The organism is Paraburkholderia sp. BR10882 (assembly GCF_040948855.1).
GTDB classification, from domain to species: domain Bacteria; phylum Pseudomonadota; class Gammaproteobacteria; order Burkholderiales; family Burkholderiaceae; genus Paraburkholderia; species Paraburkholderia nodosa_A.
In genome coordinates, this window is the sequence record NZ_JBFPKP010000020.1 from 1 (window position 1) to 23,011 (window position 23,011).

At 58.8% G+C, this 23,011-nt stretch carries 25 protein-coding genes; 8 read left to right on the plus strand and 17 right to left on the minus strand.

The window, feature by feature from the left end:
• Positions 1-338 precede the first annotated feature (338 nt).
• The 5 genes from AB3X99_RS33220 (at position 339) to AB3X99_RS33240 (ending at position 6,422) form a co-directional block, all read left to right on the plus strand.
• Entirely contained in the window at positions 339-1,463 is a 1,125-nt protein-coding gene (locus tag AB3X99_RS33220) for a tyrosine-type recombinase/integrase (protein ID WP_368619355.1), read from the plus strand.
• A 2-nt stretch (positions 1,464-1,465) separates the two neighbouring features.
• Positions 1,466-3,007, plus strand: a complete 1,542-nt coding sequence (locus AB3X99_RS33225; protein ID WP_368619356.1) for a site-specific integrase — start codon at positions 1,466-1,468, stop codon at positions 3,005-3,007.
• Positions 3,007-5,331, plus strand: coding sequence for a hypothetical protein (locus AB3X99_RS33230; RefSeq protein WP_368619357.1), 2,325 nt, complete (start codon positions 3,007-3,009; stop codon positions 5,329-5,331). Before AB3X99_RS33225 ends, AB3X99_RS33230 begins: the two co-directional genes overlap by 1 nt.
• Positions 5,324-5,821 carry a hypothetical protein gene (locus tag AB3X99_RS33235; RefSeq protein ID WP_368619358.1) on the plus strand — a complete coding sequence of 166 codons (498 nt, stop codon included), beginning with the start codon at positions 5,324-5,326 and terminating at the stop codon, positions 5,819-5,821. Before AB3X99_RS33230 ends, AB3X99_RS33235 begins: the two co-directional genes overlap by 8 nt.
• 97 nt (positions 5,822-5,918) lie before the next feature.
• Positions 5,919-6,422: a hypothetical protein gene (locus AB3X99_RS33240; RefSeq protein WP_368619359.1), complete on the plus strand. Its 504-nt coding sequence runs from the start codon at positions 5,919-5,921 to the stop codon at positions 6,420-6,422.
• 404 nt (positions 6,423-6,826) lie between these two features.
• Here the strand turns inward: AB3X99_RS33240 and AB3X99_RS33245 are convergent, their stop codons facing one another.
• Positions 6,827-7,015, minus strand: coding sequence for a hypothetical protein (locus AB3X99_RS33245; protein ID WP_342925041.1), 189 nt, complete (start codon positions 7,013-7,015; stop codon positions 6,827-6,829).
• Between the two features lie 41 nt (positions 7,016-7,056).
• Positions 7,057-7,722 (minus strand): SOS response-associated peptidase family protein, encoded by a 666-nt coding sequence (locus AB3X99_RS33250; RefSeq protein ID WP_342925042.1) that lies wholly within the window; start codon positions 7,720-7,722, stop codon positions 7,057-7,059.
• A gap of 257 nt (positions 7,723-7,979) precedes the next feature.
• On the opposite strand from AB3X99_RS33250, the gene AB3X99_RS33255 reads away from it, so the two are divergent.
• Positions 7,980-8,333: a hypothetical protein gene (locus AB3X99_RS33255; RefSeq protein WP_368619360.1), complete on the plus strand. Its 354-nt coding sequence runs from the start codon at positions 7,980-7,982 to the stop codon at positions 8,331-8,333.
• Between the two features lie 151 nt (positions 8,334-8,484).
• Here AB3X99_RS33255 and AB3X99_RS33260 read toward each other — a convergent pair whose 3' ends face one another.
• A complete protein-coding gene (locus tag AB3X99_RS33260) occupies positions 8,485-8,976 on the minus strand; it encodes a hypothetical protein (protein ID WP_368619361.1) in 492 nt (163 codons plus the stop codon).
• A 252-nt stretch (positions 8,977-9,228) separates the two neighbouring features.
• Here AB3X99_RS33260 and AB3X99_RS33265 point away from each other — a divergent pair, with 252 nt between their 5' ends.
• Positions 9,229-10,077 carry a DUF4062 domain-containing protein gene (locus AB3X99_RS33265; protein WP_342925045.1) on the plus strand — a complete coding sequence of 283 codons (849 nt, stop codon included), beginning with the start codon at positions 9,229-9,231 and terminating at the stop codon, positions 10,075-10,077.
• A gap of 382 nt (positions 10,078-10,459) precedes the next feature.
• Here AB3X99_RS33265 and AB3X99_RS33270 read toward each other — a convergent pair whose 3' ends face one another.
• The 12 genes from AB3X99_RS33270 to AB3X99_RS33325 all read right to left on the minus strand — a co-directional run bounded on the left by AB3X99_RS33270 (position 10,460) and on the right by AB3X99_RS33325 (position 20,457).
• Complete coding sequence (locus AB3X99_RS33270) at positions 10,460-11,074, minus strand: YopT-type cysteine protease domain-containing protein (protein ID WP_368619362.1); 615 nt, start codon at positions 11,072-11,074, stop codon at positions 10,460-10,462.
• Positions 11,075-11,556: 482 nt separating this feature from the next.
• On the minus strand, positions 11,557-13,125 hold the full coding sequence (locus AB3X99_RS33275) for a hypothetical protein (protein ID WP_368619363.1): 1,569 nt from the start codon (positions 13,123-13,125) through the stop codon (positions 11,557-11,559).
• Between the two features lie 148 nt (positions 13,126-13,273).
• Complete coding sequence (locus tag AB3X99_RS33280; RefSeq protein WP_342925049.1) at positions 13,274-14,524, minus strand: DUF1173 domain-containing protein; 1,251 nt, start codon at positions 14,522-14,524, stop codon at positions 13,274-13,276.
• A gap of 733 nt (positions 14,525-15,257) precedes the next feature.
• Complete coding sequence (locus tag AB3X99_RS33285; protein WP_368619364.1) at positions 15,258-16,382, minus strand: hypothetical protein; 1,125 nt, start codon at positions 16,380-16,382, stop codon at positions 15,258-15,260.
• A gap of 68 nt (positions 16,383-16,450) precedes the next feature.
• Complete coding sequence (locus tag AB3X99_RS33290; RefSeq protein ID WP_368619365.1) at positions 16,451-16,855, minus strand: hypothetical protein; 405 nt, start codon at positions 16,853-16,855, stop codon at positions 16,451-16,453.
• A 50-nt stretch (positions 16,856-16,905) separates the two neighbouring features.
• Positions 16,906-17,205, minus strand: coding sequence for a hypothetical protein (locus AB3X99_RS33295; RefSeq protein ID WP_342925052.1), 300 nt, complete (start codon positions 17,203-17,205; stop codon positions 16,906-16,908).
• Positions 17,206-17,257: 52 nt separating this feature from the next.
• A complete protein-coding gene (locus AB3X99_RS33300; RefSeq protein WP_342925053.1) occupies positions 17,258-17,557 on the minus strand; it encodes a TrbM/KikA/MpfK family conjugal transfer protein in 300 nt (99 codons plus the stop codon).
• A gap of 340 nt (positions 17,558-17,897) precedes the next feature.
• Entirely contained in the window at positions 17,898-18,482 is a 585-nt protein-coding gene (locus tag AB3X99_RS33305; RefSeq protein WP_368619366.1) for a hypothetical protein, read from the minus strand.
• 619 nt (positions 18,483-19,101) lie between these two features.
• Positions 19,102-19,392, minus strand: coding sequence for a hypothetical protein (locus AB3X99_RS33310; RefSeq protein ID WP_342925084.1), 291 nt, complete (start codon positions 19,390-19,392; stop codon positions 19,102-19,104).
• A 158-nt stretch (positions 19,393-19,550) separates the two neighbouring features.
• Positions 19,551-19,799: a hypothetical protein gene (locus tag AB3X99_RS33315; protein WP_342925055.1), complete on the minus strand. Its 249-nt coding sequence runs from the start codon at positions 19,797-19,799 to the stop codon at positions 19,551-19,553.
• Positions 19,800-19,879: 80 nt separating this feature from the next.
• Positions 19,880-20,128: a hypothetical protein gene (locus AB3X99_RS33320; protein ID WP_368619367.1), complete on the minus strand. Its 249-nt coding sequence runs from the start codon at positions 20,126-20,128 to the stop codon at positions 19,880-19,882.
• Between the two features lie 77 nt (positions 20,129-20,205).
• Complete coding sequence (locus AB3X99_RS33325) at positions 20,206-20,457, minus strand: hypothetical protein (RefSeq protein ID WP_342925057.1); 252 nt, start codon at positions 20,455-20,457, stop codon at positions 20,206-20,208.
• A 462-nt stretch (positions 20,458-20,919) separates the two neighbouring features.
• Between AB3X99_RS33325 and AB3X99_RS33330 the strand changes: the two genes are divergently transcribed.
• Positions 20,920-22,041, plus strand: coding sequence for a porin (locus tag AB3X99_RS33330; RefSeq protein ID WP_342925058.1), 1,122 nt, complete (start codon positions 20,920-20,922; stop codon positions 22,039-22,041).
• Positions 22,042-22,415: 374 nt separating this feature from the next.
• On the opposite strand, the gene AB3X99_RS33335 is transcribed toward AB3X99_RS33330, so the two are convergent.
• Positions 22,416-22,661, minus strand: coding sequence for a hypothetical protein (locus AB3X99_RS33335; RefSeq protein WP_342925059.1), 246 nt, complete (start codon positions 22,659-22,661; stop codon positions 22,416-22,418).
• 112 nt (positions 22,662-22,773) lie between these two features.
• Positions 22,774-22,998 carry a hypothetical protein gene (locus AB3X99_RS33340; protein WP_342925060.1) on the minus strand — a complete coding sequence of 75 codons (225 nt, stop codon included), beginning with the start codon at positions 22,996-22,998 and terminating at the stop codon, positions 22,774-22,776.
• Positions 22,999-23,011 lie beyond the last annotated feature (13 nt).

A 23,011-nucleotide genomic window follows, 5' to 3' on the forward strand; every position in this document is an offset into this window, starting at 1 on the left:
CCTGCCCGTTCATGATCCGATCTTCGACACTGCGTGAGCTGCAACCCGTGAAAGACAAAACCTGAACCCCGCAAAAGCGGACACTTGAACTTGGCCGGGAAGCGGACATCTGAAAATGGCTTTGACAGTGGTATCTTTTGAAGTGTTGCGTCATCGAGTGTCTGTCATCAATTCATCAGCAACAGTGACTTAGGATTTGGCATCTTTTACTGTTGCGCGAATCCATGGCTTTTTTGCGGCTCGCGGAGGCGCTTGTGCCTGGCCGCCTACGAGGCATCACACTCGTAGACGACTCCGCCATCCCTCGATACTGGGCCAACGTTTGGCTGCTGGTTTCGATGGGACATCTGGCCGAGTCGACACAAACGGGCGCGCTCCGATACATCGAAGACCTATACCAGCATGCGGACGGCATCCTGGGCGTGAACGGTCTGGACGATGCGCTGGCTGAGATGGACGTGCGGGCGCTGGCTGACGTTCTCGAGTCATGGTTTGTTGCGATCCGGAACCAGCCGAAAGTCACCAGAGCGGACGAGCTACGTTGGAATGCCGGGCTCCGGTTTGTGACCGACGTACTGACCTGGCTGTCCACAAGTAGCATTCCTGACGATCAGCTACGGGACGTGGAGGCACGGTTGCATCGGCTGTCGACCTTGTACGGTCAATTGCATGTGCGGAAAAGCGGTCAGATCGAAATCGTTCGCTCGCTACCGTCTTCCGTCGTGGAAGCCCTCTACGAACTGTTGGATCCAGAGTCGATCCAGAATCCCTTCAAGGGTGATAGGACTCGCTGGCGTGTGTACATCGCCTTCGTGCTGATGCTGCACCAAGGCCTGAGGCGCGGCGAGTTGCTGTTGCTGACGGCCGATTGTGTGAAATCGGGGTTCGATAAAAAACGGCAAGCGGTCCGTCATTGGATCGATGTACAGCAAAACGAATACGAGGACGAAGAGGCTGAAGAGTCGATCGACCCGAGGTACTCGAAGCCAGGCATCAAGACCGTTCATTCTGTGCGCCAGATTCCTGTCAGTCCGGTGACGGCGCGACTGGTTCAAAGCTACGTCGAAAACTATCGTGGCCGCCCGAGCCACCCCTTCCTGCTCAATTCGTATATCGATAATCCGTTGGCGACTGAATCGCTGACAAGGGCGTTTCGCAAGGCCTCCCATGCGTTACCCTCCGCTGCGCGTCAGGAATTGATTGACCGCTGCAACAAGTTCTCCGTAACACCGCATGATTTGCGTCACACAAGTGCGGCTTTACGTCTACATCAGATGCTGGAGAGCGGCGATCAGATGGATGAAGCGCTACAGAAAATGCGGACCTTCTTTGGATGGTCCAGGAAATCTGTCATGCCTTCACGCTATGCACGAGCGGTATTCGAAGACAGGCTCGCCGACGTTTGGAACGACAGCTTCGATGACCGTGTAGCGCTGCTACGCGCCATCCCGAAGGGACTGTGACGATGAGTCAGCCATCTGGTCAGCGTCTTGCCCATGCCGATTTCGATGGTGATGGGCTTGTCGCCAACGTTGTCTCCTCGCTTCCCGCACTCCCTCCCGCTATCCGATACTACGACGAGTTCGATGACGTCACCCGTTCCATTCCCTCGCCTGACAATGCGCAAGCGTTCGAACTGTTGATATACGGGCGAACGCATAAGCTGGACTTTGCCCGCTATCCGGCTGCATTCGGCATGCTGGTAAAACAGCTCTTCCTCTATCTGCTTGGTGAAGGACTCCATGTTGTGTCCGCCTTTAAGGCGGCCGGCGGGGCGGCGCACTTCACGGTTGAAGAAGTCGAGAAACTGGTGGGTGCTGGTCCACACAGGATCATTCGCGAATGGACCGTCATGCGAACCCGCGACCTGCCTCAGGATGCATATCGCTTCGCAAAGACGCTGCTGCGCCTATTGTGTGCTCACAGGCTCTGCGGCTGGTCGCCGACATACGAGGAGTTCGTACGCTCTTCCTTGCCGGGACCGGCAGGCAATTCGCATGCAGGGGTGCGCTCAGGGGATGTCTTCCTGTCGGTCGATGAGGAGGCGGCGATCGTGCGGCATCTGGATGAAGTAGTGGCGGCGCTTGGATCGCCGGCAGTCCCGGCCTTGTCAAACGAAAGCCTCCACGACGCAGGCATGGTGCTGTGTGCCTACCAGTTTGCCATGCGACCCATCCAGATTTCGATGATAGATATGCGAAACGTTCGTATCTGGCACGATGCTCCTGATGGGCCACCGACTGTGCACCTGACCTTCCATATGGCCAAGCAACGAAGCGTTTCGAAGAGACGGCCGCTTACGCGCCGGGTCAAGCGCGAGTGGGCGGCTCTATTCGTTGCGATCCATGCATGGCGAAAAGCCGGCGGAGCGGCGGGCGCTTCTCGCTTCTTCGATGTTCAATCGGTCGGGGAGGCGGGAAGTCGCATTGCCGCGCTCGTGAAGAATCTAATTGGCTACGATGATATCGGCACGGCGACTGATCTACGACATACTGCAGCCCAGCGCCTGGTAGATGCCGGTGCGAGTCACGAAGAACTCGCCGAGTTCATGGGACATTCGTACGTTCAGACCGGACTCGTGTACTTCCGGACGTCGGCCTCCCACGCGGAACGGGTCAATCGGGCGCTCGGCGCGTCTGATGTGTACCGGCGGGTGGCGAGAATCGCGCATGACCGGTTCATCTCCCCGGAAGAGCTCACCCAACTCAAGGGTGAGCAGCAGATCGGCGGCGTGCCTCACGGCATTCCGATCGCTGGCATCGGTGGCTGCACGTCGGGACAGCCAGCGTGCCCCTATAACCCGGTGACGTCGTGCTACGGGTGCAGGAAGTTCATGCCCCTGCACGACAAGGCGATGCACGAGAGCGTGCTGGCCTCGATGCGCGAGGTGGTCCTGTTCTTTGAACAGGGTTCCCGTGGCGACACGGTGTCTCCGACCTATCTCCAGTTGCAGCGCACGATTGCTGAAATAGAGGCCGTCATTGACGAACTGGAGAGCGAGGACTGATGAACCGACACTACGCAGCGTTCATCGAACTCGGGAAGGCTCTCGCGCGCGAAAAGGGCTTGGACTGGGAGATACCTCTCGACGGGGCCGGCGTCGCGCAAGACGGCCTCGGCTGGAACTTGACGGTCGTGGTCGGTGATGTCCCGCCGCCGAGCTTTTACCTGCGAGATCTGGGAACTGATGCGAAAGCACTGGCACTCGTCAACGCAGAGCGCATCGAGCGCGGACTGGCACCGCTGCCTCGACGGCCGCTGTCCACCGCATGGCAGAATCTGGTCAAGGCGGCCGTCGTCGAGCAACTGCTGTTCAGACGCAACACGACTGGTCATGTGACGCAGTCCATCGCGCGCCCGCTGAGGGTCATCGCGACGTGTGTGGATAGGCAACCGTGGGAGCTGACGATCGATGACCTGCACGTTGCCATCCGAATCGGCAGGGCGGTCCAGGCCACCGGAGCGCTAGGGGATCAGGTGGCAGGCATCGTCAAGGTCGTACTCGACGCGCAACATATCTGTAATGCGGGGCCGCTGTACCCGGCGCTTGCTGTGCCTCGGATGAGAGGCAAAAGCGCGATCACGGCGAAACATACATGGTCGCCGGACAAGCTTCGTGACGATATCGAGACCCGCAAGCGGAGTGAACGTCTGCCAGAACGCAGGGCGTTCTGGGAATTGGCGCGCATCGTGATGACAGAGAAGCCGCAGACGTTCATGGACGACCTCCGCTTCGCCGCGGTGCGCGCGTTGATCGTTACCGGCATGCGTGCAGGTGAAGTCGCACTGTTGCCCGTCGACTGGCAGCGGGAGCGAACGTATCTGGATTCGAGGGGGCAGCTGGCCGGTAAATCTGGCGGCATATCGACATCCCTGATGATCCGTCACTTCGCGGAGAAGCAGCAGGATGATGAGGCCGACAGCCGCATCCTTCGAGAAAGCACCCAGCCAGTTCCAGAAATGTTCCGCGCGCTGCTGGCCGAGACATTGGAGCACGTGGCCCGGCTCACTGAACCACTACGTGTGACCTTGAAGCTCCAGTGCGAAACGGGCCGCCTACTGCCATGGTATCCGGTCGACAGTGTTGTGCCCGTCGTCGAAATCTACCCGCGTCTCACGGGTAACCCGTTCTGGTCGAACATCGAACGGGAAACCTTCATAGAGCGCTATCGCGAGAGCTTCAATCCAGTAGTCCTTGATGAACTACACGAATGCCAGCATGAGCGACGGCGCAGTGGAAACCTGAGGCTCGACATGGCAGTCTACCAGTTCGGGAATCGCCTGAAGACGGCGATGCGTGAAGGTAAGACCAGCCTGCGTTTCCGACACGGCGACGGCTCGCAGGTTAAGCTTACAGAGCGGTTGGAGTGGCATGCGACGCACCTGCATGTCGGAGAACTCGAGGAGCACATCCGGCGCGCGACGCCATCCAAGGTGTCCGACATCATGCCGCTGCCGCTGGCAGTTGGCGCCGTTCAACCGTGGGAGCTTCTCTTCGTCCAACCGAAGCGCTCGCTTGCCGAGGAGCGCAATGATGGACTGTGTGACGTGTCCCGTTACATTGCCGTTAGCCGCCCAGACCCTGAATTTATCTATGACGGCTTGCTGGACGATGGTGCTGTACCGAACTTGTTTGCCAAGTATGCCGAAGCGCAAGAGGACCGCGCCCTGAAGATAGAGGCGCACATGTTGCGCCATCTGCAAAACACGGAACTGTTTCGTCTGGGTGTTGCGGACACGATCATCTCGAAGCGCTTCAACAGGCGCAGTGTCGCCCAGAGCTATGAGTACGATCATCGCAGTCTGGCGGAGGATCTCGATCAGATCGAAATTCCGCAGGATATCGAACTACTACTCGGCGAGAAAGCCAGCACGGTGGCGAGGCTCATCAAGGGCGGCAAGGCCTCAGGGCCGATCATTGATGCGTTCCGGCGCATCCAGGCCATGGAAGGCGACCTGGCCGCGTACGAATACCTACGTGCTGAAGCCGACGGATTCCATGCCACACCCTATGGACACTGCCTGAACTCGTTTACGGTCGATCCGTGCCCCAGGCATCTGGAGTGTTTCAATGATTGCCGCCATCTCTCGGCGACCGACCTCCCGGAGCACCGGCAGAACCTCGTCCGTCTCGAAGGCAAGCTTAAGCTGGCGCTGGAAACGATCAAGGGCCGCCCCTCAACGAGCGTCGGCTGGAAAAACCAGCTTAAACATGCCGAAAGGCGGCTGGCTGGTGTACAGAAGCTGCTCGCGACGCCACCTGGCAAACACCCCTTCCCGGACGGTATCGACCTCTCCGTACCGCCGCAACGTGGAGTACTTGATGACTGAACCCGGTGAATCGGCATCGGCCGGCGACGGGCAGATGCGCGAAATTCTTGAGACGCTGCTGGCTGACGACGAAGACATTACGGCGCGCGCTGTTGCCCGGTTGCACCCAACCATCAAGGCGGCATCGTCGATTACCCGCAGCGAGTCTCGCAGCCGCCTGCTTGCCGAGTATCAGCAGCGGCAGTCAGCGTACCGGCGCTGGCGAGGCCGGATCGCGAAACGTTCCGGCGCTGACACTGCCGCGTCGCTGGCCGACAAGGACATCAGGATTGCAGAACTCGAATCCACCGTGCAGTTGCTTACCGCCTCCCATCTCGCCATGCTGCGTGCCGTCGGCGAACTCGGTGGCTTCAGCAAATGGGCGAAATTCTATGAACACAATCGGGAGGCGCGTGACAAGCTTGCCGAACTCGGTGCGATACCGGCCGCGGCTGTATCGGCAATGCCGTCGACTGAATCAAAACGCCGCGAAGACACAAAGCGACGGTAACCACCCCTGCGGTGTGATAGTGTCTGCTCGATACCCCAGCTACGAAATGGCTGAGGTTCCGCGGCGGAAGCCGCCTCTCTCCCGAAAGGAGCGTTTGATGTCTTATTGCCACTTCTTCCAGACCCTGCACGATGAAACCCATCCGATCGGCAAGCTCGGACGGGGAACTCACTACTCCGTGCTTCGGGCGCCTGTGTGGCACGACGAGTTGCTGAACCGGCTTGAGCGGTGCGCGTTTCTCGACTTCGCGGTCATCTGGGATGAAGATCACGACGATCGCGTGATCGACGCCATCATGATGCTTTACGTCGGCGGACTCCTCTCCCCGATACGGTATATCGGTGAGAGGAAAGGCACGCTAACGGTTCTCCTGGCGGCTGACGTCGTGCGTGATTGGGATCCGGAAAAGCTGCAGCAGTATCGCGACGATGTTAGCGACATGTGCCAATGCCTGGAAGACCCGTGGACCGCACACGTGGCCAACGTTGATGAGGATGGACATTCGATCATCCAGGCTCCGCCCGAGAAAGTTGCCTTGTACCTGAAAAACATCGACGTGCTGTGGCAACTCGGCGTGGGACCCAGATCGCAAACCAGCTAGATCGTGCGCAACACGACGGCCGTCGTGGATCGCTCCTGGTCAGTATCGTGTGGCGTCGTCGGGTAATACTCGACGCAACAAACGTCCCGGTTGGGGATGCGCAACGGGGAACTCCCTAAAAAGGCCGTATCCTGTGGATAACTCGGCCGCCTTCCCCGTTGAAATATAACAAAACCTGAAAAGCCAAACCGACGCAACACTACGCCATAGGCACCAAGATTCGCATTTTTTACTATTAGTACTCCGATGTAACAATTGAATTATCTGGTATAGCGGATGTGTGTCTGAGTCGACCGAGGCGATCGCGGCCACACCTTCGGTCAGCGATCCTCCAAATCTCGATATATATCTAGGAATCCCGACGAATTAACCAAAGGCTAACTGATCGACTTTTTCCACCTATGCTAACTATGTGCGGTTACTGTTGCGGTTGCAGTGCCGATCGATGATGAACTGGCGCCGGAAGTCCGGATCGTCCATCCATGCGAGCCCCAGCGCGCCGAGCACACCACGGCGACGACGCCAAGGCTGCCGGCGAACTTCACGGCGCGCTTAGTCGCCGACGACTGCTGAAGGGCTTCATGCTTCTTCATGTTGGCTCCATTTTTTGAGTTCACACTGCCAGTAGATGTTCTTACGGATCTGTTGTCGTAGCTGCCTTCGGTTTGCGCGGCGGTGCCGGAGCGGCCTCGGCGCTCATGCTGTCCGCGGGATACAACGAGAGAAACGATCGGGCCTCATCGGTCGAGCGACACGCGAGCCAGTTCTCGTGCTGGTCGCGTGGCACGATGACCACGCTGCGTTTCTCGGTGCCGGGCTTGTGGAAACGCCGCATCAGCGGATGCGAGTCTGCGTTCAGTGTCAGCATCGTGAACGACAGCGCGCGGCCCTCGGGTTCGTTCCACTCGCGCCACAGGCCGGCGACCGCGAACGGTGCGTGATCGGCCAAGCCGATGCGCCAGCGCACGGCGTGGCCGCTCTCGTAATTGGGCTCATAGATGCCGTTGCACGGGATGAGGCACAGTTGCAGTTTCTTCCACGCCCCGCTGAATGAGCGCTTCTCGCCAACAGTTTCAGAGCGCGCGTTCATCGTGTCGAACGCCTTCACGCCCTCTGGGATATGGCGACGCGGGACAATGCCGAACGTCGCGAGGTCCGCTCGGTCGTCGTCCTCGACGCGCCAGATGATCGGCGTGGCATAGTCCTTGTAGACCTCATCGCGCCACGGGCTCTCAGGCGGCTCGATCCCGAAGTGCTTGAAGAGCTGGTCGCGGCGCGCCGCTGCGTAGTTGGTGCACATAAACCCCTCCAATCTCTTCCCATTCTGTCATCACTAGCGGGATGCCTACCCCGCATGATACTGTATATTTATACAGTGTTTTGAGAATCGCAATGGAACCGCTCTGGGAATGGAAATGGGCCTACTGGGACGAGCAGCGTGCCCGCTTCGATCAGACGCCGCTATGGATGACCGACGCCGAAGCGTGCGCTGACTTCTGAGCTTACACGGACCAGCGCTCGCACAAGATCGAGCACACAAAGCGCGACCGCCGCCTTGTGGCGCCGCTCGACCTAGTGGATGCGCCGGCCAACGATGTTGACTGGAAGAAGGAAGCGCGCCAGCGCGCGGAGCGCAGCCGCTTCGGGCTGCCTCCATTCGTCACGCCCACCTACGAGGAACTGCGGCGAGGCTGGAGGGAGAATCCGGCGTGTCGGCGGTTCGCACTCGAAGTGCAGACCGACCGCTACGCGTTTTCCGAGCTCGAGGCGATGGCCGCGGAGGAATTCTGGCACCTATCCAAGGACAGCGCGACCGTGGAAGACGGCCGCAGGGCTCTCGCCCGCTTACGACGTCGCCTCATGGCCGAACTCAACCGCATCGGCACGATCGACTCGAACCGGCGACGCTGAAATAGAACAGCCCGCACACCGTTTCAGTCGCCGTGGCGGGTGGACACAGTAGGACGGGCGGAACGACCCGGGCACGGGCTGCCGCCCTTCTATACAACCGGGAGCGTGTCTGGGCGCTTCCTGTCCGACGGCTCGCCGCGCTATCTCCGCGCTATCTCCGCGTGATCATCGCGTGCGCCAAGTTGGTGTTTTCCCGCCTGATCTCTCGCCTCCGGTCGTCATCCGCCGCGACCGCCTCCCGATACTTCGTTACGAAAGCCTCCAAGCGCAGGAATTGATTGTGCGTCGCAACAATTGCCACTTCGAGTTGCTTGTCTGACATGGCAGCGAAATCGGCATCTTCATCGCGTACCTCTGCCGCAATGTTTCCTATCGCTGTTCGGTCAGCTACTAAGGCTAGCTCCCATGCGAGGGTCGCTCCGGCCTGACCGCCCTGAGCGTTTACTGCGCGGCGCGACCGGTCAGCGTAGTCCAGAAGCTCGGGCAGCGAGCGCAGCGCGTGATGCGCCTCGCCGAGTGCTTTTCGCAGCTCCAGCCGCAAGTCGAGCGATTTAACCTGGTAGCTCTTCCAAAGGGCAAAGCCGCCCGTTATCGCTCCGATGATCCCTGTGATCGCGCCGATGTTGTCTGTGACGATGCGCATATTGCCGCGCCTTCGGGGTGGAGTGAACACCAGTCTATCTCTTACACGTGCCGCGTTGTGCGTCCTCCGAGCGTCCTGCGCTAATACGCGTTGGTGCACGGAAACGCGCGGACTGCCGGACGAGGTAGGGCAGCTGTCAAGCCGGTCCTGTCAATCGTGCGCAGGAAAGAATTCCGTGCTTTTGAGGGTGCTCGGGGTTCGTATTGGGCGGTGCTAGACTTCACATCACTTCGCAACCGAGACCAACGCGACATGGAAAAGAAGTATCAGGTGTTCATCTCCTCCACTTACCGCGACATGAAGGAGGAGCGCCAGGCGGCAGTAATGTCGATACTCTCCGCTGGACACATTCCGGCCGGCATGGAACTGTTTGCTGCGGCTGACGTTGAGCAGATGGACATAATCCGGCGTTGGATCGATGAAAGCGACATCTTCGTGCTGATCCTCGGCGGGCGATACGGCAGCATCGATTCGACCTCAGGGAAAAGCTATATCCAGCTTGAGTATGAGTATGCTGTGCAGACGAAGAAGCCGCTTTTCGCCTTGTATTTGACCGAGGAGATGCTTGACGACAAGGTGCGCAAGCAAGGCCGCGATATGATCGAACAGGACGATACGCGAGCCTACAAAGAATTCCACTCTCTCGTTACTGGCAAACTGTGCGCTGAAGTCGGCCATATCAAAGATATCAACATCGAAGTGCCGAAGGCGATCACCGCGCTGTCGAGGAGACACAACTTGGACGGCTGGATACGCGCGTCGAGTGTGACCGCTGCGCCCACTGCTCCGCTCGAAAGCGTCGCTCAGTCAAATCTCTCGCAGCACCGAGTTGAATGGACGCAGTTGATCAAGGTCGATGCTAGCTCGGGAATTCCGCCCAGTGCACGCATTGCGTCCATTCAATACCGCCTATGGAGTGATATTCAGGGGATTCCGTTGCTGATACGAATTTCATCTAATGCAGAAGGGACAATGAGCCAAGAACTTTCTGGCCCTTCTGGCGTGGCAAAGGTGATGGTGGTTGACCAACAAACCTTCTACGTCAGTTTCAGCCACCCGATGGTCCAGCACGAGATTAGCGTTATCGGCTACGAGCTTTGAAGCCTGATTGAAAATCGGGGCGCTAGAACGGCCACGAGCCGCGACGAGGGACGGAGGTAGGGAACGAGCGCGGCAGGGCCGCCGCGCCCGGTTTGGTTACTTCGTAGCGCCCTCGCCTATCGTAATCTATCGAGGTGGCTACAGGGTGGACATAGCCATGCGCAATTACTTCTCGGCGGCATTCCTCATCGACCCTGCCGTGTGGACGTCACCGCTAGGCGCCTTTGGCGAGTCAGTCGGTCCGACCTGAACGAAAGGAAACCTGCTACTCCCGACCCGCGCATTGCTCGGTTTTTTTGCCGCGCACATGGGCCCGGCGAATATGCGAATTGGGAATCCAGGTTTCCGTGCTATTCCTGGACGGCTCCGCCTTTGCGGCTCATCAGTTCAAGAAACCCGTGATGTACCACTCATCACAGGCAGTGTAAAGGGACTGGATGAAGTCAGCCAGAAATGTATGGAACGTGGCTATGGTGGGGAGAAGAACGGCGCCGTAGTTTGGATCATAAAAATAAACATCTCTATTATTCGCCATTTTCCGTATTCCGAGCGCATGCGCGTAATACTGATGGTCGGATGTCTGCAGACACAATATAAAACGTGCCACATTGCCGGCAGCGTGCTGACTGGTAAGGATATCCTGATCAATATTCTTGCCGGCAGCAAAGGGGCGTGCCTGGTACGAAAACCAGAATTGACTAGTAGCTAACTTCTGTTGCCCTGCAGTCGACACGGTGCTGTAGTCCGCTTTCCATGTTTGCACAAGTGAACCCTGATTAAATATCGCATTGACAACGGCGGCTGTGCCGTTGATGACGCGGGTAGCTGGGCTGGCATTGGCGAGCCATGTCAAAACAAGGGCTAAGCAAATGCCTTCCTCTATTTGATCAGTCACGGTCCCCCGGGCAAGGAGATGTCGGATTGTTGATTGCTTTTCCATGAAGATGTTCTCTCCGCCGTGGTTTGCTGCGCCTTGCGCCATCGAATCCATTGGCATAATCGCTCTCCTTGTTCCGTAAGAGGTTCCGGCCTAATCGGGTAATGCAGACACCTTCCTGGTCGAAGAGGAACTAGTATCAGGACTCTCAGCCGGGAACTGTGCGCCAAAATACAGAGCGCAAGCGCGTGTTAGTCCGCGGTTTTTGAATTTGATGCAGAGGAACGCGGGAAATATGCGATTTGCGTAAAAAGGCGGGCGCTGACTGCGCGTGCGGTCATCCGCGTTCTCAGCGAAAACCTCAATTCGAAAGCTGCAATGTGATTCACGAGCGATGTATCCAAAGTGTGGCAAACACGTTTGGATACCTGAAGACCGACCTGAACAGTCAGGAGAGCATGGCACGGCTTGCCGCGGCCGGCTCTGCGCAGGAGCATCTCAATTCCGTTCAGAGCTTGCTGGGTGCCATCGACGCCGAAGTGGCTTGAGCACGAAGCACGTTTCAAGGCCCATGCCACTCCTGCTAACGCACACCGGGTCTGTCAAACCGCGGCGGCCACGCCTGTGGCCACTTTGCTGCAGGAAGAGGCGTGTATGTGCGTCGTATTGCGAGACTGCCGCGGCTCACGGCCCATGATGGCGCGCAGTGCTGGCAAGCGCCCTTTGTCGAATTCACGGACGTGATAGAAAACGAACGCCTCGATCGCCCGTATTCTCGTCACCCGGTAGCCAAACACCTTGTTCGCCCACTGCATCGCCAGCTTTGCGTGCTCCCGCTTCACCAGATTCAACGCCGCCATGTAGGTTCGGAAATATTCGGCTTGCGCTATCGGCTCCCCGGGGGGCGGTGTGCCGCTGACGAGGCGAAGATACTGGTCCGTGATTGCACAGAGATGTGGAAGACAGAAGTGGAGAAACTTCGAGACACCGACCATGGAGTTGTTCACAAGGGAACTCGCAATGGTCACGAGATTCGACAACGCTTCGTCGCTGTGGTCGAATGCATTCAACGCATCAGCCAGGCGCGCCGCCGTCACGCGATTGATGTAGCAGCGACCCTCTGCGCGCGCCATCCAGCCGCCCTCCCGTCTTGAGAACATCCGCTCGAGGAAACCGACAATCTTGCTCTCGTCCCAGTCGCGGGAACGGGTCAGGCGCGCCGCCTCTTTCCTGAGCTTCCCGTAGCTTCTGATGTAATGGTCCCTGTGCGGCTCAAACCATGCTGTCGGCGCCATCGTCTCGAACATCAGTTCAATCTGAGCACAGATTACGTATCGGTTTTTGTGCCGGCCATCATCCCCGTTCCATGCTCTTACCCTGGACATTACGCACCCCGTAGTCTGATGTGATGCGTGAATTCTTATCGCGCAGACGGTAGAGCGCAATGTGTTGTTGTGCACCGCTGACGAGCAAGAGTTGTATGCATTGACAAGGGCAAAGCACCCGCTCCTAGCACGAGGCCAAAGCGGGAACGTGATCAGTTGCCGGCAGCCAGCTTCTCGATGAAGCTTTACCACATAGCTGTTGGCGAAGACACCGCCCATGTCGGCCACGGCCACGCTCCACCGACTGCGATCGTCGACCTGCCGAATGCGCTCGGCTTCGAGACGCTGACAGACGCGCAGCGTCTCGAGCAGAGGCGGGAAGAGCGTCTGCATCAGCCAGCGCTCGCCTTCCGTAAAAGCGCACCGCTCGTAAGCGCGGTAAAGGGAGATGGACGCCGTGTGCCCCGTCAGGGGATTCTGGAAGGCGGTAATAAGCCCCAGCTCGTGTCGATAGCGATGGGCATACGCCTCGAGTCCGGGGGCATGCCGGCTTCGCTCGGGGAAATAGCAGTTCAGCGTCTCGCCAGAGTGAGATGCGCAGTAGAACGCGACCCGGTCATGGTCCGTGAGCGGCGTGTAGTCATGCACGCTCTCAGGCGAGTCGTTGTAGAGGAAGGGCGCGTGTAAGATCAGGCACTGTGTATCAAAGCTGCCGGTCCCCCACCGTGCCACGTCGAAGGACGGCGTGGCGTTCACGACCTGCAGTGCCTGCTCCTGGAACTGGTCGAGCGGGACTTCCCTGGCGCTCTGATACAGGGACAGCACCAGTGCGTTGACGTCATCCACGTTTCGCTCGGCAGGCATCTGAATTTTTGATCTTAGCGCCGGCTACCAAATGCGGCTTAGTCGCCACATCGCAGTCAAGCACAAAATGCGAAAATCCCGCTCCATGGCGGCCTTTTCCAGGTGGCGGGTGCAGCTGCTGACCGCCGCCTCACCACGCCGACTCAACGGGCTCACTCGGCGGCGCGGGAGGTTCGACCTTGAGCACGTTGTCTGGTAGGCGCGGCATTTCCTCGCTGGCATCCCAGATCCACGACGGCATCTCGCTTTGCTCGGCCAGCGCGTCCAGCTCCGCGATGTCGTGCGGCTCGAGCCCCGGCTTGCGGATGTACAACGCGACCCCGCTCGGATGCAGCGGCACGTCGGAGAGGACTGCGCAGGCGAGTGGCTTGCTTTCGGCCAGGTTGTAGCGCACGCCCTTCACAAAGCGGCGCCTCTGTTGGACAAGCGAATCGAGCAGCATCGCGTCGTACATGTGCTCGAAGGGAAGCCAGTTCGCGTTCACCAACATCACGGCGATCGCTTCTATTGAAGCTATTCCGGTCGCCCCGAGGCCGAACGTCGCGATGAAAACGAGGTGCGACGATTCCATGCTGCTCCAGATGTCGAGCTCGTTGGCGAAGCGTGTGCGGAAGCGTCGATAGATCGCTTCCTCCATCATCAGCGGGAAGTCCGGCAGATGCTTGGCGACAAGCTTGAAGCCATAGCGTGCCGCGCCAATTTCCTTTATCTCCCCGATCGCAATCATGAGCTTACGCGCCTTCTGGCTGCTGGCAAGGCCGGCCATGTGCGTGATGCGCCGCTGCCGCAGCTGCGAGGCCTGATCGCTGACGAAAGCCTCCGGCAGGTATAGCTGAGTCGAGAGTGGGGCACCTTTCGTAACGCTGCGCTCGGCCGCGGCGACGATGCGTGAGCGCACGACATACCAGCTGCGCTTGCCTGCCATACCGGGGGTCCATCGATTCAGTTCCGCCTGGTCCCACAGGTAATGCAGTGTGCTGCGCAGAGTGAGCTTGGCCCCATCAGCGCGCACCGTATCGGAGGTTAGTCCGGATGCAGTTGGAGCGGTGCGGGCGCCCTGCTTCGACAGGCTGAAATCGAGCTTGAGTGCAGTCGTGCCGTCCTCATCATTCTCGCGGATGGCCTCGCCCAGCACCTGACTCATGCCCGATATCTCTTCGGGCGGACGATACGACGTGCAATCTGCTGAATGCGTTGCGCCGCTATTGGGCATCCGCTTGATGATGAACGCCTTGCCCGCCTTCGCAACGTACATCGGCACTCCGTCAGGAAGGCAAAGGCACAGCGGCCGGATCTTCGCTGCGTGAGCTTCAGCAAGGTAGCTCTGGATGTCTTGAGTGTCGTCCGCAACGATGACGTCATCAAAGCGATAGTCGGGCATTCAAATACCCCTAATTGTGCGCAAGGCGTCACACTATCATGGATAATATGACGCCATGCGAACTATATGACGTATCGAGCGCTATTCCGCACTCGCGGCCAATTTTGCCTTTCACAGCAGCGCAGGTAAGCCTCCACAGGCATTGATCCGTCCGGGGGAACCGATTGAGAAACAGACCGCGCCTCGCCTAGCGACTTCGCCGCAAGCGAATCTACAAATCACCGCACCGCGGCATAGTTCGTGCACATGTGCACTCTAGCGGAACGTCGAGGCGTCGCTGATCGCGGAGCCGCCAGGGCGTCAATCGCTCGCTGCAAAGAAAAAAGCCCGCCGAAGTGGCGGGCCAAATCCATGCTAGGCATGGAGTTACGATAAAAAGTACATCGAATTATACGCGTCCGCCGCTTGCATGACTAGGGTTCGTGCCTCTGGCACCTTACCAGCAGGAAAGGAACTCTTGCGTATCCGTCGCCGGTTCAAACAGGCAATGAACCGTATCGGGCCAGTTGCTATCTACCCCATCGAATGAGTCAGTAGAAATGTATGTCGGTCGTCTTCGCGACGTGCCCGAAGTAACGGAGAACGCAGTAGACGCCATAGTACAAACCGAACGCTACGGCGCCGCAGCCAAGGACGTTGAGCAGTGCGTGCATGTTGGACTCCTTAAAAGTGAACCGCTCCTCTGTTCTGTTCCGTGTTTGTTGCGTACACACCATTATGGCCGCAACAGAACTCAATGTGTCAGGGCCGAAGCAGGCGTTCCCTGGCTTGTCAGGTGCTCCAAGTCGGGGCGCGACATAAGGTGTCTGCGCATCTTGAGCGCCCTGCTCTGCGAGCACCGCAAAAAACTCCTTATCTCAATCACCGTGGGTCTGATACTTCTTGCTTCCACCGCTGCCTCGACGCGCGCGAGATCCGCGCATGGAGACGTTTCGCTTGCCACATCGGCATCCCCGATCGCCAGCGTCGGAATACTTGCTGCGGCCTGCAACTCGGCCGCACTTTCGCTGAATGACGGCGCTGCGCCAGCAGCGTTGGCGATTGGCTGAATCGCTAGACCGGTAGTTGCGTTTCGACTGTCTACCGCTGACGCCAAGTCTTCACGCAGCGCGAGCAGCCAGCCAAGGCACGCGACGCACTCCAGCAAGAGGCCGAAACTGAGGGCAAGCCATAGGTCCACCGCACCTGTTGCAACGCCAAAGGTCTGCGCAATTCGCGCTGTCACTGGATCAACGCGCGCCGCGTCTAGCCGCGCCTGAAAACGCGCCTGCTGCGCACGGGCATCGTCTGCCAGGTGCTCACGGCGAGTCGCCTCACCGAATTCAACATCGAGCGCTGCAAGCTGCGCGGCGAGCGTGGTACGCGTGACACGCAAGCCCGCACAGCGCAGTTCGCACGTCTGCGCGTTCGCCCTAGCAAGATCCCGCGTGACCCTCGCCCTCTCGAGCGCGACGTCGGCTGGTGTCCGGCCAACAATCGACGCCGGCGCAGTAAAGTCCGGCCGCAGTGCGGCGGCACGAAGCGCCCCCGAATGTTGTTGCGCAAGTACAAAGAACGTTGCATGGCCGTATCCCGTCGCGGCCATCGACACAAGCCAGATGCAGAGCGCGGGCAGGCGCACAACAGGCGACGCGCGGCTACACAGGGCCGGTATGAGATGGGCTCCAAGCAGCAGGACCAGGCCCATGAGAACCCAAGCGAGCCGTTCGCCAAGTTGACCGCCGCGGTCCCAGCCAGCAATCACGGAGATCCAGATTGAAGTGCTCGTAGCAAGTAATGCCAGTACGAGGGCGAAGGCGCGCGAGACTGGCAGCGCGGTGGCCTGTTGCGATCCTGACGGAGAAAGACTGGGAGCCATACTTGCTGTTCCTGCTTAACGTGACCTTATACGTCATAGTATGAGACACATTGCGCCACACGTCATCTTTATTTGACGAGATATTGCCCGTGCGGGGGGGTTCGCAACAGCTTCACGATCGGAGCGGCGCCGCGCTGTTCCGGTGCGATGCCAAAGTCATGGGCAGTCTGCACAAAAGGCTGAACCCAACGCCCTTGCGTGTCCGCATAACCTGCTGGACGCAAACGACGGATAAACCTGGACCAGCGCCGCTCAATCTTTCCATCGAACGTCCCACGCACACCAAGCTGCCCCCATGCAGGAGGAACGGGGCTGCTGCCCATATACTTCCGCACAATTGCCATTGCCGCCTGACGCGAAATGCCGGGGGCGGAAAATGCATGTATAACTGCCTTGCGGGTGATGACAACCTCGGTTCGCGCACGCTTCTCGACGCGGTGAGCACGGCGGGCTTCGTAGGCGGCCACTTTCATCGTTTCCAGCTCCATTTCCGGCTGCCGGCCGGTGCGGTGCGCTGTTCGCGCTAATGCTGACACGTAAAGCGCGTATCACGGCGCGCTTTCCACAAAGCGGTTATTGCATCGTGGTTGGTCTTGAACGTCCCGAGCCTGCGCGTGCAGCTTCCGGTTGCAACGTCGCAAGGTACTTTGACGGATGCGCCCCACGCGCCGGACGCCTCGCGCTCATAGGTGCCAACGCATTCGTACGCATCGAGCACGCCATCACCGGAGCCGCAGCGGTGCAGAAGATGTCCACTCGCAGACGCCGCGTCGCCGTTGATACTGCGCTTGATAAAAAACGCACCGTCATCCAGCAGGATCATGTGACTTGTCACAAATCGGACCTTACTAACGCATCCCTGGCTGGACGCCCGCTCAATACGTTTGTCCATACGCGTTGTTGATGTCCGTCTTCCAGGTGCCGACGTCTGAAGAGCATTGATTGAGGAATGCCAGGCGTTGCTTGGGCATGGCGGAGAGATCCGGATGACCATGGCGCGTTGGGACGATATCGAAGTACTCCGCCACCGCGGAGTCGCATTCGCTGCCCCCACCCGACCCCTGGAGCAGTCCCGCCAAGCAGATGATTGTCTCGCATGCGTCACTTGCATGAGCCGACGTATCGATGACGAAACCCGATGCAGCAATGACCAATGTTGCGATGACTTTCTTCATATACAGACTCCCTCGTGCAGTTGTTCGAGCAGACGAACATCGCGGCGGCGTCCCTTAGTAAGCAAAGAAGTGGGAGACCGTCCGTGTCACGAAATTATACAGGCAATATATGTCTTGTCGCGTCATGTTTTAAACAACATCACGCGTGATAGAACATTTTCATGGCATTGTCGGATTGCATGCCCCCAGAAGCGCATCTCGCATCGAAGTGACGCGCGAAGACACAGACTGCTGCGTGGGATCGTCAGGCCTCTGCAATCGCGTCTGCTCTAGCAAGCTCGAAAAACAGCCCGCACTAGCGGGCTTGTTTTCAGCTCCAAGGGCACGGCATCCTGACCATTCACTTTCCTGGGGTATCGCGATAGCGGTAGTTCAATGAGCCAAGCCGCGTACCAGACGCAAACGTGACCGCCCCGCTGACTTGTTTCCGGTCGGCTGTCGCGGGCGGGACGCTTCCCGAAAAGGAGAAAGCTGAATCACGCTCCTCGACTGGAGGCCAGCTGCACGCGCCCGGTACACCCGCGAGTGCTCGACGCAGCAACCGGTATGCGCCAACGACAAACGCCGATACCACCACCGCGACCGCGTACAGGAAGCGCAACCGCGCCGCCATCACGCTCTCAAGCTTCGACACTGGTACAAGTATCAGCTGGACGTCGGGACATGCGGAAAGCGCCTGAAGCGGCGCTGAAACGCCTGGACACGCAGCGATCGAGATAAAGCCGGGCGTCGCGGGACGCGTCGTCTCCAGCGCTGCAACGCTGTAATAGTCGCTTGCGAGCTTGCGGAACGAAAAGCCACTGTCGAACGCCAGAAAGGCAAACAGCATCAAGGCAGGACCAACAATCAATGCGCCACACAGGCCCCAAGCCCACGAAGCAAGCGTAGCTAAGCTGCGAGGCGATGGTGATGCGTTGCCACTCATGCCCGCACCAGTCGTCTTACGGGAAGATGCTCCGCGCGCTCCCGAATCGTGCCGGTCACGCTACGCAGGTGTGTTGCATTCTTCATCTGTGTGTATCTGACTTGTATTTGTAACGGCGCGTAATGAAAGCCTGTTGCAGCGGTACAACCTCACCGCGTCGCTAGCCACAGCCCGCACCACCAGCATCACGCTATCCGCACAACCGACGACATAGCCTCATTTTGTGAGACGCGATGAAACAGCGCGTCTGAGCGCAGCCGGACTTGATAGAGGGGCAGAGCCCAGCCGCCGAGTTGCGATGGCACCGGCCAACGGCGGGAGTCGCAGCCACAGCACAAGTGAGCAACCCCTATGCTGGGGAGGATGACAGGGGAATAAGCTGTCGCGCTTCGGCGAGCGAACCTTTCGGCGCGAGTCGTCCTTGCCGCAAATGCGCAGGAAAGCGCTGTAATTTTATCGACGAAAGATGCCCGACATTGCGTAGTTTTCTTTCGGAATCTTGCAACATACGCCGGCATGGCACAGATGAATGAGCGCAGCAGCGCTTCGCTTTCGTTCACTGCTGCGCATCGCGCGGGTGCGTGAATGTGCGATCGAACGCAGCGCGCTTCGCGGTTCTCTAGGTGTTGTCCGCCTCGGGGTACAAGCCGGTCCGCAGCGCCCGAATGGCCGCGTCCTTCCTGAGGAGCGGCCCCCAGTTAATGATCGAATAGACGGAACCATCCTTGCGAATCGATACACAGGCCTCCTCTCGTGCCTGATCGATCAGATGCTTCACAGTACGCCGGTCCAGCCCCACAGCCTCCGCGACAAGTTGGATAGTCGCTACCGGCAGCACGTCAATCGCAGCAAGTACAGTCAGCATCCGGCGCAAGTCGCCTTTCGGATAAGGCAGGTGAGAAGGCATCATGAGATTCACGCGGCGTCGACAGCTCGCCCACGAGGCAGCAGCGGTGTCTTGACCAGGGTCCACTAGAGAAACCTCCTATTCTACGGTACGGCTCTCCCAATGCCGCGCAACGAAAAAAGGGGGCTCACGCCCCCTCCCCGGATTTCCAAGTTTGCCCCCTACGAGCGCGGCACTGCGTAGCCATCGACATCGTGGGCGCTGGAGTAATCCCAGTTGGCGCCCGACTGCGGTTGGCCATCGAGCAGCGGGTGCCGGACACCGTTCGAGGAGACGTTCCAGATGGCGTTGGAGTGCGCCTGCGTGGCAATCGGTTGGGCGTTAGCGTTCGCGGCCGGTGCTTCGGCGGCCTGGGCAGTTGCGCAAACACCTGCGGCGAGAGCCAGTGCGACGAAAAGCATCTTCTTCATGTTTTTGCTACCCCTTGATTGAGCGTGATCGTTTTGGGGAAGGCACACGCCCTCCACCGGGTTGGCTTCAGACAGACGGCTTACGAGCGCGGCACCGGGTAGCCATCCACATCGTGATCGACGGAGTAATCCCAGTTTGCACGCGTCTGAGGATCGCCATCCAGAAGCGGGTGGCGGATGCCGTTCGACGACACTTTCCAGTTGTCGTTGGCATTCGTCTGTTTGACGGTCGGTTGCGTATTTGCGTTCGAGGCCGGCGCGTCAGCAGCCTGGGCGGTTGCGAGGACACCTGCGGCGAGAGCCAGCGCGACGAAAAGCATTTTCTTCATTTTATTGCTACCCCTTCAGTAAGCGTGGTCAGTTGGGGACGGCACGCGCCGTCCCCGTTTGGTGGATGGCAGGCGGCTTACGAACGCGGCACCGCGTAGCCATCGACATCGTGGGCACTGGAGAAATCCCAGTTGGCGCCCGTCTGCGGTTCGCCATCGAGCAGCGGGTGACGGATACCGTTCGACGAGACCTGCCAGGCGTCGCTGGAGTGCGTCTGCGCGACCGACGTCGCCTGCGGGGTCTGCTTGGCGTCAGCTTCAGCCGCGTGAGCGATGCCGAACTGGAAACCTGCAACAACCGTCAGGACTGCGAATGCGATATTTTTCATATTAACCTCTTCAACCAGATTGAGTTACGGGACAAGAACCTAACTGACCTCTCGTTGTTCCCGATCAGTTGTATCCATTCTATGGGCGTTTAACGCCCATGTCAAAGAATTCTACGCGGTGTTTTATTTCACGACATTACAGGCCGCACATATCGAATACATCACATAAATCTGACGTCGTCTTGTGTACCCGCCTCGCGCGCGCTCTCACGGTGCCTATCACGTGCTCATTTTTCAGCATCCAATTTGACAAATCATCAACACAGGCACGGATCTTACGCGTTAAAAATGGAAAGAGTGAATTGCGTATTTTTGGTTAATAAATGGAAAGGATTTGGAATGAAAAATTATGAAATATGAGGCGTTGTTTGTTGGTAACAGTGACTGCGCTATTCCGATGCGTCTCGGTTATTCTGCGCATCCGCTTTTATAGCGGCTTATGAAATTCAAAGGATATAGCAGATGAAAAAGACTCTCGTCGCGGCCGCTGTTGTCGGCGTGTTCGCAAGCGCAGCGCATGCGCAAAGCTCGGTAACGCTGTATGGCCTGATCGACTCGGGTATCGCGTACACGTCGAACCAGGGCGGCAGCTCGAACTTCCAGCAGGCTAGCGGCCTCGTCAACGGAAACCGTTGGGGCCTGCGCGGCAGTGAAGATCTCGGCGGCGGCCTCAAGACGATCTTCGTGCTCGAGAGCGGCTTCAACCTGTCGACCGGTAAGACTGGCCAAGGCAGCCGCATGTTCGGCCGCCAGGCATTTGTCGGTCTTTCGAGCGACCGCGCCGGCGCGGTCACGCTGGGTCGTCAGTACGACAGCGTGGTCGACAACCTGGGCGGACTGTCGCTGAACGGCACGCAGTACGGCGGCACGCTCGCTGCGCACCCGTACGACAACGACAACCTCAACAACTCGTTCCGCGTGAGCAATTCGCTCAAGTACCAGAGCGTGAACTACGGCGGCTTCAAATTCAATGCGCTGTATGGCTTCTCGAACGCTGCGGGCGGCTTCGCGAATAACCGCGCCTACAGCGTCGGCGCAACGTACTCGTATGGTGGCCTCAAGGCAGGTGCAGGCTATCTGCAACTGAACAACTCAGGTTCGAGCATCAACAGCAGCGGCGCGGTTAGCGACGACGCCACCTTCACCGCTTCGCGTCAGCGCACCTACGGCGCCGGCCTGAACTACGCTTTCGGCGCGGCCAACGTGGGCTTCGTGTTCACGCAAACGCAGTTGAGCAATCTCACTGCGATCACCTCTTCGGGCACTACGACGTCGTTCGCTGGCGACAGCGCCCATTTCACCAACTACGAACTCAATGGCCGCTATACCTTCACGCCTGCTTTCACCCTGTCGGCAGCCTATACGTACACCGACGCGAGTCTGGAAGGCGTGAATCCGAAGTACCACCAGTTCACACTGCAAGGCGACTACCTGCTGTCGAAGCGCACCGACGTATACGCCGAAGCTGCGTATCAGCGCGTCGTAGACGGTCAGGGCAAGATCCATGCAGATATTGTGGGAGTGTCCGCATCGGATTCGAACTCGCAAGCCGTGGCGACCGTGGGTATCCGTCATCGCTTCTAACGCGACCAGGTAGTACACGTCGGCTGTCGTTCGCCGACTGCGCGAAAGCCTAAGCGCCGGAGAGCGACGAATCGGGCAAGGGCAGGCAGAGACTCCGGTCCCTGCCTGCCCTTGTGCCTTCTGAACATCGTACCGTGTTCAGCGCGGACGCCATACACGTGGGCTGACTAGCGGTGTTACGCGCCAGAGTTCACCATCACGCCTCGCGGTCGCATAGGGCGTCCGGCATGCACCGAGCTTTACCAGCGTCGATCCGCTTGTACTCGTGTATTTAAAGCCCATCAACTTCAACGCTTCGAAGCAAAATCGGCGACGCAGCGTTGAGTAGATTTTTGGAGTTCGGCGGCGCATCACTCTCTCCATGTCAGTTGCCGTCAGACTTGCGCGGCATTGTCTTGCTGCGCAAACTCGAATTCATCCACAAGATGCGACCTGTGCAGACCGACATATTCCCAGCACTGCCTGGCAGTCGGCATCACGTTCTTCGCGAGACTCCTGATCTTCCCTAGCAGCCCGAACCGCTGGCGAGCATCGCAGTAGTCCTCAGTCGGATATTTTCCGGCCATCTCACGCACAACTTCGAGGATTTTCCGTCGTGTTGATTGACGATCGATATCCATTGCCATCTTCCGGTGTCCCGCAGCAGCGGGCGTGGTAGCTACACCGACGCCCCAAGCAAAAAGGGGGCTTGCGCCCCCTACTTCTCGTTGTCTCAGATCGTGAGTCTGGCGCTCAGGAGCGCGGCACCGCGTAGCCATCCGCATCGTGCGCGCTGGAAAAATCCCAGTTTGCGCCGGTCTGAGGCTCACCATCGAGCAGCGGATGCACAATCTGCTTCGCGTGAGCGGCCTGCTTCGCGGCCTGTGCGGTTTGCGTGGCATCTGCATCTGCTGCATGAGCAATGCTGAACTGGACACCTGCTGCGACCATCAGGAGTGCGAATGCGAACCTCTTCATATATACCTCTTCA